Origin of the sequence: Arthrobacter sp. NPDC092385, assembly GCF_044755105.1 — a bacterium.
Taxonomy (GTDB): domain Bacteria; phylum Actinomycetota; class Actinomycetes; order Actinomycetales; family Micrococcaceae; genus Arthrobacter_D.
In genome coordinates, this window is record NZ_JBIVQL010000011.1 from 46,149 (window position 1) to 59,666 (window position 13,518).

Here is a 13,518-nt window from a genome sequence, read left to right on the forward strand (position 1 = left end):
CCCGTGAATGTCGGATGCAACGGTGTCACCCTGATCGGTGACAGCGCGTCGGATTGCACAACCGGTTCGACCGGCGGCACCACCGGTGGCAGCACCGGTGGCACGACGGATGGCGGGCTGCTGGATGGCGGGCTGCTCAGCGGCGGCATCCTGGACGGCAACGTGATCTCTCCGGAGATCGTCGTGCCCGTGAATGTCGGATGCAACGGTGTCACCCTGATCGGTGACAGCGCGTCGGATTGCACAACCGGTTCGACCGGCGGCACCACCGGTGGCAGCACGGGCGGCAGCACGGGCGGCAGCACGGGTGGCAGCACGGGTGGCAGCACCGGTGGCACGACTGACGGGGGAATCCTGGATGGCGGGCTGCTCAGCGGCGGCATCCTGGACGGCAACGTGATCTCTCCGGAGATCGTCGTGCCTGTGAATGTCGGATGCAACGGTGTCACCCTGATCGGTGACAGCGCGTCGGATTGCACAACCGGTTCGACCGGCGGCACCACCGGTGGAACGACGGATGGCGGGCTGCTGGATGGCGGGCTGCTCAGCGGCGGCATCCTGGACGGCAACGTGATCTCTCCGGAGATCGTCGTGCCTGTGAATGTCGGATGCAACGGCGTCACCCTGGTCGGTGACAGGAGCCTTGATTGCGGCACCGGCGCCGAAGCGCCGACGACGCCGACGAACCCGACGACTCCGTCGAACCCGACGACTCCGTCGAACCCGACGACTCCGTCGAACCCGACGACTCCGACGAACCCGACGACTCCGACGACTCCGACCACTCCGTCGAACCCGACGACGCCGTCGAACCCGACGACGCCGTCGAACCCGACGACGCCGTCGAACCCGACGACGCCGTCGAACCCGACCACTCCGACGACTCCGACGACTCCTTCGGACTCGGCGCCCGCCCCTGAAGCTCCCGAAACGGGCGACGACGGTGTTGGTGGCCCGGTAGCAACGCCCGGTACGGTCTCCGTCGCAGCAGCCGGCGTGACGGTATCAGCATCCGCAGGCGCTGCGACCACCGGAACGGGCACGTCGAAGGCACTGGCCTCCACGGGCTTCGACGAGCAGCAGATCCTGCTGTTCGGCTCGCTCCTGCTCGTCAGTGGTGCAGGTACCCTGCTGGTCCTGCGCCGGTCGAAGGCGAACGCCTAGACCGGGCAGGCCCCGAGAACGAGGAAGGACGGGCTCCCTGCAGCATCCGCTGCGGGGAGCCCGTCCTTCGGCGCGGGGTATCGGTCAGGCGGCGTCGTTCGCGTACCGGAGGCCGATCTGGGACCGCACTCCGTCGAGCAGGCGCATGGTCTTCACCGTGTCGCCCACCGGCATCGTGGGACTCTCCGTCAGGCCCTCCTGGATGCAGCGGGTCACTTCGCGCAGTTCGTAGGTGTAACCGGCTCCAACCTGCTCGAACTGCTCCACGCGGGCTTCGCCCTGACCGGCCTTGATCGTCAGCTCCTTCGGGTTGTGGAGGTTCCCGCCTCCGGTCTTCAGCCAACCCTTCGACCCGCAGACGGTCGCCTGGCCGGGGCATGACGCGATGAACGACGACGACAACTGGGCGTACGCGCCACCCTCATAGCTGAGCGTCACCGCGTTCTGCAGGTCCACGCCGTCGCTGTTGAGCGTCCCGACGGCGGACACCGAATCGGGGAAGCCGAGAGATCCCAGGGCCCAGGTGAGCGGGTAGACGGTGAGGTCCAGCAGGGCACCGCCACCGGCCTTCGGATCCCAGAGGCGGCTGCTCGGGTCATCGGGGGCGGTGAAGCCGAGGTCGCCCTGGACCCACCGGATGTCGCCCAGTTCACCGGAGTGGATGATCTCCCAGGCCCGGTTGACGCTGGGCAGGAAGCGCGTCCAGACGGCCTCCATGAGGAACAGGCCCCGGTCCGAGGCCAGTCCGGCCAGCTCCTCCGCCTCGGTGGCGTTGATGGTGAAGGGCTTCTCGCACAGCACGTGCTTGCCGGCCGTCAGCGCTGCCTTGGCGACGTCGTAGTGCTGGCCGTGGGGGGTCGTGATGTACACGACGTCGACCTCGGGATCGTCGACGAGCCGCTGATAGCCGTCCACCCCGCCGTCGTTGCCGTAGCTGGTGGCGAACCCGAAGCGCTCGGCGAAGGCGGCAGCGCTGTCCGTGCTCCGGGAGCTGACTGCGTGGAGCACCGCATCCTCGAGCAGGGCGATATCCGCGGTGACCTTGGCAGCGATGCCGCCGGTCGCGACGACACCCCACTTCAAGGGGCGGCCGGTAGCGGCGATCGGGCTGGGAGCTCCTGCTTCCGCGCAGGGGGGAACGGCGATCCGGTTCTGTGGGTTCATGGACCTATCCTTGCCGCTGGCCGGTCCCGCGTCCATCCTGGGCAGGGGCTTTACGGAGGAGAGACCCGCACGCGTTGGTTCAGGAGCCCGCCAACGCTCGACGATGTTCCTGCGCGAGGTCCCGGTACCGATCGGCGTTCGCCCTGATGGCACCGATCTCGTCGTCGTCCAGTTCCCTGCGCACCTTCGCCGGGACGCCCGCGACGAGCGAGCGCGGAGGGACGACGGTCCCCTCGAGGACGACGGCGCCGGCCGCCACGAGGGAGCAGGAGCCGATGACGGCGCCGTTCATGACGGTGGCGCTCATGCCGATGAGGCAGTCGTCCTCGATGGTGCAGCCATGCACCACGGCGCCGTGCCCTACACTCACCCGGTCGCCGATGCTCGCCGCGTAGCCGGGGTCCGCATGGACCACCACGTTGTCCTGCAGGTTGGTTCCTTCACCGATGGTGATGGGAGCGGTGTCCGCGCGGACGCTCGCCCCGTAGAAGATGCTCGCGAACGCACCGAGCGTCACGTCCCCGATGACGGACGCGGTAGGAGCCGTGAAGGCGGAGTCGCCGATGCTGGGGGTCCTGCCCCGGAAGGGAATGAGATGTGCCATGGCGTCAGCCTAGGCGACGCCGGTCACGCCCCGGCGGGCACAGGGGAGTCGCGTCAGTTGAAGACGATGGTGCGGCGCCCGTCGAGCAGCACCCGCCGTTCCGCATGCCACTGCACGGCCTGGACGAGGGCGCGTCCCTCGAGCTCGCGCCCGATGGACGTCAGCTGCTCCGCCGTGCGCGCATGGTCCACGCGGATGACCTCCTGCTCGATGATGGGTCCCTCGTCGAGAGCGCCGGTGACGTAGTGGGCGGTGGCGCCGATGAGCTTGACCCCGCGTGCGTGGGCCTGGTGGTAGGGCCGGGCGCCCTTGAAGGACGGCAGGAACGAGTGGTGGATGTTGATGGCCCGGCCGAGCAGGTCCTCGCAGAGTTCATCGCTGAGGATCTGCATGTAGCGGGCGAGGACCACGAGCTCGATGTCGTGCTGGTCCATCAGGGCACGCAGTGCATCTTCGGCGTCCTGCTTGGTTTCCGGCGTCACCGGGATGTGGTGGAACTCGATCCCGTAGAACGCGGCGAGGTCCTCGAGGTCGCGGTGATTGGACACGATCACGGGGATGTCGATCGCGAGCGTGCCGGACCGGTGCTGGAACAGGAGGTCGTTGAGGCAGTGCGCGGCCTTGGAGACCATGATGAGCGTCCGGGTGCGCCGCTCCGACGCTGCGAGCGACCAGTCCATCCCGAACTCCGAGGCGATGGGCTCGAGGGCCCCGCGGAGGTCCTCCTCGCCCGCAGCGGTCGTGAGTGCCACCCTCATGAAGAAGGTGCCCGTGTCCGGGCTGCCGTACTGCTGCGACTCGGTGATGTTGGCGCCTACGCCCACAAGGGCGCCGGACACGCCGTGCACGATTCCGGGCCGGTCGGGGCACGACAGTGTGAGCGAATAGGAGCTGGATGCGTCGGGGGAGGTCACCTAAGCCAGATTACCGGCAGCCTCCGAGTGTGACGCGATGTCTTGGAGGAACCGGGCGGCTGCGGTCGCCGCTGCGCGGCCCGCCCTGGATGCGCCGAGCGTGGACGCCGAAGCGCCGTAGCCGACGAGCAGGAGCCGTGGCTCCTTCACCACCTGGACGCCGTCCATGAGGATGCCCCCGCCGGGCTCCCGAAGGTGCAGCGGAGCCAGGTGGTCCAGTGCCGCCCTGAAGCCGGTGGCCCAGAGGACTGCATCGATGGGCTCCTCCGAACCGTCGGAGAAGAGCGCGGAGTGCGCGCGCAGTTCGGCCAGGGGGCCCCGAGAGACGAGGATCCCGGCGTCGATGCCCGCCTGGTACTGCGCGGTGAGGGACAAACCGGTCACGGACACCACGCTGGCGGGCGGAAGCCCTGCGCTCGTGCGCGCGTTCACCTCCGCCTCGACCTCCCGGCCCCATTCGGGGTCGAACGGGCGGCGCGTGAAGGACGGCGGGCGCCGGGTGGACCAGGTGGTCCGGGCGCCTGCCCCATGGAGTTGGAGGAGGAACTGCACGGCCGACGTCCCGGCGCCCACCACGAGCACCCGCCGGCCCTCGAACTCGGCTGCGGAACGGTAGTCGTGCGTGTGCAGCTGACGGCCCTTGAAGATGTCGCGGCCCCGGTAGTAGGGCCAGTACGGGCGGTCCCAGGTGCCGGTCGCACTGATGACGACGTCCGCGATCCACGTACCGCCGGTGGTCGTCACCCGCAGGGGCGTGTCCGGGGAGCTGTGGTGCCCATCGGAGTCCGGGTCCGCCTCCGGCTCGACGCGGACCACCGACACCGGCCGCACGACCGGCACGTCGAACTCCCGCTCGAAGGCCCCGTAGTACCGGTTCACCACCTGGGAGGCCGGCTCCTCGGGGTCAGGAGTGCCGAGGGGGAACCCGGGGAGGTCGTGCAGCGCGTGTGCGGCGTCGAAGGTCAGGGCAGGCCAGCGGTGCAGCCATGCCCCTCCCGGCGCAGGGTTCGCATCGAGGACCACGAAGTCGCGGTGCGGCTGCAGGCCCCTGCGCCGGAGGTGGTAGGCGCTACTCAGCCCCGCCTGGCCCGCACCGACCACGACGACGCGCACGCGGCGGACGTCCCCGCCCACCGATGCTTCCCGAACCGGCTCGCGCATGAATCAGGATCCTTCCTGGTGGACCCCGTCCATCGGGCATCCGTCCCACTCATCCCGAACGGACCAGGCGGATCCCGTATTCCGGGACTCCCCGGCACGGGCGGGGTATGGCACGCGCGGTAGCCACCGGCGGGGCCGGACGGCCGATCGTGCGTGCCCGCGCTCGCCGGGAGCACGGGGGGTAGCGGTGGCGGGCCACGCCGTCGTACGGCTAGCATGGGACCGTCGCGACTGGCGTAGGGTGGGCAACCACCAGGAAGCGGCGTGGAGCCAGGATGATCCCCCGGGAGCGCCTGCGCTTCCAGTGCAGACCACGGATCGCACGCCTGGGCCGCGGGTCACGTTCCATGAGCGGCCGGGGCGCGGATGATCGATCCGACTCCCATCCGCGACTCACGCTGACCTCTTGCGAGACCCACAGAAGGATCAACCGATGACCACTTCGCCCACGGCTCCCTCCCGCGCTGCCGCAGATTCCGTCACCAACGCACCCCTGTCCGAGGTGGATCCGGAGATCGCCGCCGTCCTGCGGGACGAGCTCGCCCGGCAGCGGGACACCCTCGAGATGATCGCCTCCGAGAATTTCGCTCCCCGCGCCGTCCTCGAGGCCCAGGGCAGCGTCCTGACCAACAAGTACGCCGAGGGATACCCCGGACGCCGGTACTACGGCGGCTGCGAGCACGTGGACGTCGCGGAGAACCTCGCGATCGAGCGTGTCAAGGCGCTCTTCGGTGCCGAGTTCGCGAACGTCCAGCCGCACTCCGGCGCCCAGGCCAACGCCGCGGCGCTCGCCGCGATGATCAAGCCCGGCGACAAGATCATGGGCCTGTCCCTCGCGCACGGCGGACACCTCACCCACGGCATGAAGCTGAACTTCTCCGGCAAGCTCTACGAGGTCGCAGCCTACGGTGTCGAAGAGGACACCCACCGGCTCGACATGGAACGAGTCCGGGCGCAGGCCGTCGCCGAGAAGCCCCAGGTCATCATCGCCGGCTGGTCCGCCTACCCCCGCCAGCTGGACTTCGCGGCCTTCCGTTCCATCGCGGACGAGGTCGGCGCACTCCTGTGGACGGACATGGCGCACTTCGCGGGCCTCGTCGCGGCCGGGGTGCACCCCAGCCCGGTCCCGCACTCCGACGTCGTCACGTCCACCGTGCACAAGACCCTCGCCGGGCCGCGCTCGGGCGTGATCCTCGCCAAGCAGGAGTGGGCGAAGAAGCTCAACTCGAGCGTCTTCCCGGGACAGCAGGGCGGACCGCTCATGCACGTCATCGCGGGCAAGGCCACGGCCTTCAAGATCGCAGGATCTCCCGAGTTCAAGGAACGCCAGGAGCGCGTCCTCGAGGGCGCGCGCATCATCGCCGAGCGCCTGACAGCTTCCGACGTCGCCGAGCACGGCGTCTCGGTCCTCACCGGCGGCACCGACGTGCACCTCGTGCTGGTGGACCTGCGCAACTCGTCGCTCGACGGGCAGCAGGCCGAGGACGTGCTGCACTCGGTCGGCATCACCGTGAACCGCAACGCGGTGCCGTTCGACCCCCGCCCGCCGATGGTCACCTCGGGCCTGCGCATCGGTACGCCGGCCCTCGCCACCCGGGGATTCGGCGCCGCGGAGTTCACCGAGGTCGGGGAGATCATCGCCGCGGCCCTCAAGCCTTCACCCGACGTTGAGGCCCTCCGTGCGCGCGTGTCCGCGCTCGCTGCGGACTTCCCGCTCTACCCGGGCCAGGAGGAGTGGTAGATCCGGTTCCGCACGGCGCCCTCACCTCGAGGGCTGCCGCGTCGACGGAGTTCGACATCCCCACCGAGGAATGCTGCTTCACCGGCTGCTGCGACCGCGGCAAGGCATTCCTGCTCGAGCAACTGGACCAGCACTTCGAGAAGGACGATTCGCATGAGCACGACAGCCCGCATCCTTGACGGCAAGGCGACCGCCGCGCAGATCAAGGCGGAACTGACCGAGCGCGTGGGCGCACTGCGCGAGCGCGGCGTCACGCCGGGCCTCGGCACGGTCCTCGTCGGCGACGATCCCGGCAGCCACTCCTACGTGGCGGGCAAGCACCGCGACTGCGCGCAGGTCGGTATCACCTCCGTGCGACGGGACCTGCCGGACACCATCACGCAGGAGGAGCTCGAGGCCGTCCTCGACGAACTCAACGCGGACGACGCGACCACGGGCTACATCGTGCAGCTCCCCCTCCCCGCGCACATCGACACGAATGCGATCCTCGAACGCATCGATCCGGCGAAGGACGCCGATGGACTGCACCCCACCAACCTGGGCAAGCTGGTCCTCAACGTCAACGCAGAGATGGACTCGCCGCTGCCCTGCACCCCGCACGGCATCGTCGAGCTCCTGCTCCGGCACGATATAGCGCTCAAGGGCCTCGACGTGCTCGTCGTCGGGCGCGGAGTGACCGTCGGGCGCCCGCTCGGCCTGCTGCTGACGCGCAAGCAGATCAACGCGACCGTGACCCTCGCGCACACCGGCACCGTCGACCTCGCCGATCACCTCGGCCGGGCCGACGTCGTCGTCGCAGCCGCCGGCATCCCGCACATGATCGGTGCGGACCAGCTGAAGCCCGGAGCGATCGTGCTCGACGTCGGTGTCAGCCGGGTCGAGGACCCGGAGACGGGGAAGGCGAAGCTCACCGGCGACGTCGATCCGGAGGCCGCGACGGTGGCGAGCTGGCTGTCGCCCAACCCCGGGGGAGTGGGGCCGATGACCCGGGCCATGCTGCTCACCAACGTCGTCGAGGCCGCGGAGCGCCGGGCCGCCCGCTCGTAGGGTTCACTGCACCCCCATTGGCTTCTCCCAATGGGGGTTCTCGCCTAGGCTGGGCGGGTGCTCACCAATCCCTCCGGCCCTCCGGTCATCTCCGCCCAGCAGCTCAGCAAGCACTACGGCGACTTCAGGGCGGTCGACGGCATCTCCTTCGAGGTACCTGCCGGCGAGTCCTTCGGCCTTCTCGGCCCGAACGGAGCCGGGAAGTCGACGACCATGCGCATGATCGGCGGTGTCTCCCAGCGCACCTCGGGCCGTCTCGCCATCATGGGCCTGGACCCGGAGGAGCACGGACCCGAGGTGCGCGCGCACCTGGGTGTCGTCCCGCAGCAGGACAACCTCGACGAGGAACTCAAGGTACGCGACAACCTGATCGTCTACGGGCGCTACTTCGGGCTGCCCATGAGCTACCTCAGGCCGAAGGCCGATGAACTGCTCGAGTTCGCGCAACTCACGGACAAGGCGACGGCGAAGGTCGACGCGCTCTCCGGCGGCATGAAGCGGCGACTGACGATCGCGCGGTCGCTCATCAACGAGCCGAAGATCCTGCTGCTGGACGAACCCACCACGGGCCTCGATCCCCAGGCCCGCCACATCCTCTGGGACCGCCTGTTCCGGCTCAAGGAGTCCGGCGTGACGCTGATCCTCACCACCCACTACATGGATGAGGCGGAGCAGCTCTGCGACCGGCTCGTCGTCGTCGACAAGGGCCGGATCATGGCCGAGGGCTCGCCTGCGCAGCTGATCCGCGAGCACTCGACCCGCGAGGTCCTCGAGCTGCGCTTCGGGTCCGAACGCAACACCACCGTCGCCGGGGACCTGCAGGGCATCGGTAAGCGCCTCGAGCCGCTGCCGGACCGCGTCCTGATCTACGCGAACGACGGGGAGGCGGCACTGGAGCAGGTGATGGCGCGGGGCCTGAGGCCCATCACGTCCCTCGTACGGCGTTCCTCCCTCGAGGACGTCTTCCTGCGCCTGACCGGGAGGAGCCTCGTTGACTGACCACGAGCCCGCCGCCGTCGCGCAGGACTCCGCAGACCGGCCGTACCGGCTGCACGCGCACAAGCCCGAGGTGTCGGCGAGTCGCGCCCGGACGTTCGGCTCGTGGTACTACGCCGAACACGTCCTGCGGGCCATGGGCAGTTACCGCTGGACGCTGCTCGCCTCCAGCGTGGGCACCCCGGTCATGTACCTCTTCGCCATGGGGGTAGGACTCGCCACCCTCGTCGACCAGAACTCCGCCGGAGCATTCGGGGGAGTCAGCTACCTCGCCTTCATCGCGCCGGCCCTGCTGGCCTCGGCGACGATCATGACCGCCGCCACCGAGTTCACCTACCCCGTGATGTCCGGCTTCAAGTGGCGGCGGCTCTACTACGGGCCGCACGCGTCGCCGCTGAATCCGGGCCAGATCGTCAACGGCCATGTCATCGCCATCACGGCCCGCCTGACGGCCACCACCATCATCTACTTCCTGATCGTCGCCGCTTTCGGCGCCTCGCCGTCCGCCACGGGCGCTGCCGCCATCCCCGTCGCTGTGCTCGCGGGCCTCGCCTTCGGGCTCCCGCTCATGGCCTACTCCGCGAGCATCGAGGAGGACAAGGGACAGTTCGCGCTCGTCATGCGCTTCGTCGTCACGCCGCTGTTCCTCTTCTCCGGGACCTTCTTCCCGCTGGACACCCTTCCGGTGTTCCTGCGGTGGATCGGCTGGATCTCCCCGCTGTGGCACGGGACGGAACTGGGCCGGGCCCTGACCTACGGGTACGCCCTACCGCCCTGGCTCGCCGTCGTCCACGTACTGTTCCTCGTGGTCCTCGCCGTCGTCGGCCTGCGGCTGGCACGCTCGGTCTACGCGAGGAGGCTGGGCAGATGAGTACGCAGCTCACCGCGCAGGACTATGCACTCGACGGATCGAGGCGCCCCCTGGCCGCGCTGTACTCGCGCAACGCGAAGGCCGTCATCGCGCGCGGGCTCCTGGCCACGCGGAGCAGCAACTGGCTGATCATGGTGTCGGGCTTCTTCGAGCCGGTGCTCTACCTCCTGTCCATGGGAGTGGGCCTCGGCGCTCTCGTGGGTACGGTCCAGGGCCCCGACGGGCAGGAGATCAGCTATGCGGCGTACATTGCCCCCGCGCTGCTCGCCGTCTCCGCGATGAACGGCGCGGTGTATGACAGCACCTGGAACGTGTTCTTCAAGATGAACTTCGCGAAGCTGTACCAGGGCATGCTCTACACCTCGCTCGGGCCGCTGGACGTCGCGATCGGGGAGATCTTCCTGGCCCTGCTGAGGGGCGCCCTGTACGCCACGGGCTTCACCGCGGTGATGGCGCTCATGGGGCTGATCACCACCCCGGTGGCCCTGCTCGTGATCCCGGCGTCCGTCGTGATCGCGTTCGGCTTCGCGTCCTTCGGCATGGGCATCACGAGCTTCATGAAGACGTTCCAGCAGATGGAATGGATCAACTTCGTGATGCTGCCGATGTTCCTGTTCTCGGCGACGTTCTACCCGCTCAGCGTCTACCCCCAGGGCATCCAGTGGTTCATCCAGGCACTGCCCCTGTGGCACGGGGTGGAACTGCTGCGCCAGATCAGCGTCGCCTCGTTCTCGCCGGCGACCGTCCTCCACCTCAGCTACTTCCTCGTCATGATCGCGGTGGGCATGCTCCTCACCACGCTGCGACTGCGGAAGCTGTTCCTCAGGTAGGGGATCAGGCCACGAGGGTCGCGTAGACGACGTAGTTGTCGTCGAATTCTCCCGTGTCCGGGTTGTAGCCGTCGCACGTGATCAGGCGCAGTTCCGAGCCGGGCGTGTTTCCGTACACCGTGAGGGTGGGGAACTCGTCCTTCTCGTACGCCTCGCCGCGCTGGAACTCGAAGACCGCCGTCGTGCCGTCCTCCCGGACCACGTCGATGCGGTCACCGGACGTGAGGGAGCGGAGCTCCGCGAAGACGCCCTTGCCCCCGTCGGTGGCGTTGACATGCCCGAGCAGAACGGCGGGTCCGCGGTCGCCCGGGGTGGGGGACCGGTCGTACCAGCTCGCCGGCGCGCCCGGGCCGTCCGGCGGGACCTCCAGGCTCTGGTTCTCGCGCAGGCCGAGGCGCAGTAGCTCGGTACGTACACCGATGGACGGGATCTCCAGCGTGACCGGCGCCGAGGCGGGGAGCACGGGAGGCTGGGCCGCGGGGGGCGCGGGGGCCGCGGGGGCGGCCACAGCAGCCGGAGGCGTTGCAGACGGTCCGGCTGCGGACGGAGCCGCGCTCGCGGTGCTTGCGGAAGCTGGGGCATCCGGGGCGGTTCTGGGAGCGTCCCCGGTTCCGCAACCGGCGAGGAAGAAGAGGGCGGCCACCGCCGGGGCCGTGAAGCCCCAGCGGTGGCCGGTGTTCCTACTGATCATGGGAAGTGATCAGGACTATGCGTTGCTGGCTGCGCGGCGACGGACCATCAGAGTTCCGCCGGCTGCTGCTGCCAGGACGAGGCCGCCACCGAGGGCGAGGACGCCGGCGTTGGAACCGGTCTCCTGGGCTACACCGGTATCGGCTCCGCCGGACGGCATGGCGCCCATCTGTGACGCGACGAGCGTGCCGCACAGGGCGGGGGAGGTCGCACCGAGGGGGAGTTCCGGCTTGAGCTCCGAAGGGCTGCCGAAGACCTCGGCGGGAACGCCGGCGGTGGCGGGATCCAGGCCGTGCACGACGACGACGGCGGTGCCGGCTTCGAGCGACGACTGGGTAGCGGCATCAAGGGTGATGGTGCGCTGGATCGAGTAGGTCCCGCCCTGGCCGCCGAGGGCGAGGTTCAGGCCCTCGGCAGGGGTCGTCGCACCGGAGGTGGTGAGCGTGGTCACGATATCGCCATAGCCCGGCGCGCCTTCGGCCACGTTGACGATGCCGTCACCATTGGCGTCATCGGCAGGCGTGGGGCAGACACCCTTGGCGCCACCGTGGATGTGCTGGACGTGCGGGTACGGAGCGTCCATGAAGGTCTGGGCGAGGCCCGACACCTGGAGGTTGACGGTCGCCTGGTCGCCCTTGACGTCGACGGTGATCGTGCCGGTGCCCGTGGTGCCGTTGAGCTGGCCCAGGGTGGACGAGTAGGAGCCGTCGGCTGCCATGGCGGGGGAACCCGCCATAGCGACGGCGCTGATGGCGAGGGCCGGTACTGCGAGGAAACGCATCTTCTTGTTCATCGGGAATTCCTCCATAGTGCGAATGAAGCGCGCCGTGGGGCGCGCATGACTGTACTTCGGGGTGACTGCCATCACGGATGGGCGCAGATGGGAGGAAACTTCGAGAATCCTGACAGTTCGCCCGCGGTGGAAGGGACAGGAGTGCTGCAGGGCGTGCGGGAGAATGGACGGATGCAGCAACTAGGAAACGATGGGCGGCCCGCGGGCCGGGGTGTGAGCATGCGCATGGGCAGCGCCGGGATGGCGGTCATGCTGGTCGTGTTCCTGGTCGCGGTCGTCTTCGCGGCCAACCAGAACGACGTCATCGGCTGGCTGGTGGTGATCGTCTCCCTCGGTTGGCTCCTGGTCTTCAGTTTCGTGGTCTTCAGCCTGCGTTCGGCGGCACGGAAGGCCACCGCGCGTCTCCAGGGCCATACCGGATTCGGCGGTTCCGGGCAGTCGCCCGCCGCGCCGGTCGCCGTCGACAGGGCACGGGACCTCAAGCTCGACCACAGCTTCAAGATCGTCCAGGTGCAGGTCGGTGTGGTCCGGGAGTACCTCGGCAAGGACGACGGCATGGTGGAGCGTGCCCTCGAGACGATCGAGATCACCTCGCACAATGCCCGGTCCATGATGAAGGGATCCACCGACGGCCCCGTCGAGGGCACCGTCGTCGACTGAGGCGCGGAAGCCAGGATGAATCGGAATACCCCGCGAGGTAAGGTGGATCGAGTGAGTCCGGCATCGAATCCTCCGCAGAAACCGCTGCGCATCGCCTCCGTCAACGTCAATGGAATCCGGGCCGCGTACAAGCGCGGCATGCAGGACTGGCTCGACGGCCGGGACGTCGACATCCTCTGCCTGCAGGAGGTCCGGGCGCCCGACTCGATCGTCCGCAGCCTGCTCGGTGACGGCTGGCACATCCTCCATACGGAGGCCGAGGCGAAGGGCCGGGCCGGAGTGGCCATCGCCTCCCGCCGGGAGCCCACCGCCACACGGACCACCATCGGCGACAGCTACTTCGACACCGCCGGTCGATGGGTCGAGGCCGATTTCGAGATCGACGGCGCGAGCCTGACGGTCGTCAGTGCATACGTCCATTCGGGCGACGTCGGCACGCAGAAGCAGGATGACAAGTACCGCTTCCTCGACGCGATGATCGCGCGGCTGCCCCAGCTCAGGGACGGCGCGGACCATGCCGTGGTCATGGGTGATCTCAACGTGGGCCACACGCAACTCGACATCAGGAACTGGAAGGGCAACGTCAAGAACGCCGGCTTCCTGCCCGAGGAGCGGGCCTACTTCGACCGGTTCTTCTCGGACGAATGCGGTTTCGTCGACGTGGCGCGACTCCTCGCGGGCGAGGTGGACGGCCCGTACACCTGGTGGTCGTGGCGCGGCAAGGCATTCGACAACGACACCGGCTGGCGCATCGACTACCAGATGGCCACCCAGGCGCTCGCGAAGAGCGCGCTGAGCGCCGACGTCGACCGGGCGCCGAGCTGGGACACGAGGTTCTCGGACCACGCCCCGCTCGTCGTCGACTACCAGCTCTAGGAGCCAG

At 68.9% G+C, this 13,518-nt stretch carries 17 protein-coding genes; 10 read left to right on the forward strand and 7 right to left on the reverse strand.

Annotated elements, in window-relative coordinates:
- Positions 1-614 (reverse strand): hypothetical protein (locus ACIQCY_RS14080; RefSeq protein ID WP_400484523.1); only part of this gene is annotated, 614 nt, incomplete at its 3' end.
- A 33-nt stretch (positions 615-647) separates the two neighbouring features.
- Between ACIQCY_RS14080 and ACIQCY_RS14085 the strand changes: the two genes are divergently transcribed.
- Together ACIQCY_RS14085 and ACIQCY_RS14090 are read left to right on the forward strand one after the other, a co-directional pair.
- Positions 648-920: a hypothetical protein gene (locus tag ACIQCY_RS14085; protein WP_400484524.1), complete on the forward strand. Its 273-nt coding sequence runs from the start codon at positions 648-650 to the stop codon at positions 918-920.
- A 76-nt stretch (positions 921-996) separates the two neighbouring features.
- Positions 997-1,164: an LPXTG cell wall anchor domain-containing protein gene (locus ACIQCY_RS14090; protein WP_400484525.1), complete on the forward strand. Its 168-nt coding sequence runs from the start codon at positions 997-999 to the stop codon at positions 1,162-1,164.
- 84 nt (positions 1,165-1,248) lie between these two features.
- On the opposite strand, the gene ACIQCY_RS14095 is transcribed toward ACIQCY_RS14090, so the two are convergent.
- From ACIQCY_RS14095 to ACIQCY_RS14110, 4 genes are all read right to left on the reverse strand, one after another.
- Positions 1,249-2,328, reverse strand: coding sequence for a Gfo/Idh/MocA family protein (locus ACIQCY_RS14095; protein ID WP_400484526.1), 1,080 nt, complete (start codon positions 2,326-2,328; stop codon positions 1,249-1,251).
- Positions 2,329-2,407: 79 nt separating this feature from the next.
- On the reverse strand, positions 2,408-2,932 hold the full coding sequence (locus ACIQCY_RS14100; RefSeq protein ID WP_400484527.1) for a gamma carbonic anhydrase family protein: 525 nt from the start codon (positions 2,930-2,932) through the stop codon (positions 2,408-2,410).
- A 53-nt stretch (positions 2,933-2,985) separates the two neighbouring features.
- Positions 2,986-3,846, reverse strand: a complete 861-nt coding sequence (purU, locus tag ACIQCY_RS14105) for a formyltetrahydrofolate deformylase (RefSeq protein WP_400484528.1) — start codon at positions 3,844-3,846, stop codon at positions 2,986-2,988.
- Positions 3,847-5,007: an FAD-dependent oxidoreductase gene (locus ACIQCY_RS14110; RefSeq protein ID WP_400484529.1), complete on the reverse strand. Its 1,161-nt coding sequence runs from the start codon at positions 5,005-5,007 to the stop codon at positions 3,847-3,849.
- A 433-nt stretch (positions 5,008-5,440) separates the two neighbouring features.
- On the opposite strand from ACIQCY_RS14110, the gene glyA reads away from it, so the two are divergent.
- The 6 genes from glyA to ACIQCY_RS14140 are packed head-to-tail and all read left to right on the forward strand — an operon-like array spanning position 5,441 to position 10,492.
- Positions 5,441-6,748, forward strand: coding sequence for a serine hydroxymethyltransferase (gene glyA, locus ACIQCY_RS14115; protein ID WP_400484530.1), 1,308 nt, complete (start codon positions 5,441-5,443; stop codon positions 6,746-6,748).
- Positions 6,742-6,927 (forward strand): hypothetical protein, encoded by a 186-nt coding sequence (locus ACIQCY_RS14120; protein WP_400484531.1) that lies wholly within the window; start codon positions 6,742-6,744, stop codon positions 6,925-6,927. Before glyA ends, ACIQCY_RS14120 begins: the two co-directional genes overlap by 7 nt.
- Positions 6,902-7,795 carry a bifunctional methylenetetrahydrofolate dehydrogenase/methenyltetrahydrofolate cyclohydrolase gene (locus ACIQCY_RS14125; RefSeq protein WP_400484532.1) on the forward strand — a complete coding sequence of 298 codons (894 nt, stop codon included), beginning with the start codon at positions 6,902-6,904 and terminating at the stop codon, positions 7,793-7,795. The genes ACIQCY_RS14120 and ACIQCY_RS14125 overlap by 26 nt, the downstream gene beginning before the upstream one ends.
- A 57-nt stretch (positions 7,796-7,852) precedes the next feature.
- A complete protein-coding gene (locus ACIQCY_RS14130) occupies positions 7,853-8,794 on the forward strand; it encodes an ABC transporter ATP-binding protein (protein WP_400484533.1) in 942 nt (313 codons plus the stop codon).
- Entirely contained in the window at positions 8,787-9,662 is an 876-nt protein-coding gene (locus ACIQCY_RS14135) for an ABC transporter permease (RefSeq protein ID WP_400484534.1), read from the forward strand. The genes ACIQCY_RS14130 and ACIQCY_RS14135 overlap by 8 nt, the downstream gene beginning before the upstream one ends.
- Positions 9,659-10,492 (forward strand): ABC transporter permease, encoded by an 834-nt coding sequence (locus ACIQCY_RS14140; protein ID WP_400484535.1) that lies wholly within the window; start codon positions 9,659-9,661, stop codon positions 10,490-10,492. Before ACIQCY_RS14135 ends, ACIQCY_RS14140 begins: the two co-directional genes overlap by 4 nt.
- A 4-nt stretch (positions 10,493-10,496) precedes the next feature.
- Here ACIQCY_RS14140 and ACIQCY_RS14145 read toward each other — a convergent pair whose 3' ends face one another.
- On the reverse strand, positions 10,497-11,183 hold the full coding sequence (locus tag ACIQCY_RS14145; RefSeq protein ID WP_400484536.1) for a class F sortase: 687 nt from the start codon (positions 11,181-11,183) through the stop codon (positions 10,497-10,499).
- A 15-nt stretch (positions 11,184-11,198) separates the two neighbouring features.
- Complete coding sequence (locus ACIQCY_RS14150; protein ID WP_400484537.1) at positions 11,199-11,975, reverse strand: hypothetical protein; 777 nt, start codon at positions 11,973-11,975, stop codon at positions 11,199-11,201.
- 171 nt (positions 11,976-12,146) lie between these two features.
- Between ACIQCY_RS14150 and ACIQCY_RS14155 the strand changes: the two genes are divergently transcribed.
- Both ACIQCY_RS14155 and ACIQCY_RS14160 read left to right on the forward strand, forming a co-directional pair.
- Positions 12,147-12,635, forward strand: coding sequence for a hypothetical protein (locus ACIQCY_RS14155; RefSeq protein ID WP_400484538.1), 489 nt, complete (start codon positions 12,147-12,149; stop codon positions 12,633-12,635).
- A gap of 42 nt (positions 12,636-12,677) precedes the next feature.
- Complete coding sequence (locus ACIQCY_RS14160) at positions 12,678-13,511, forward strand: exodeoxyribonuclease III (RefSeq protein ID WP_400484539.1); 834 nt, start codon at positions 12,678-12,680, stop codon at positions 13,509-13,511.
- Positions 13,512-13,518 lie beyond the last annotated feature (7 nt).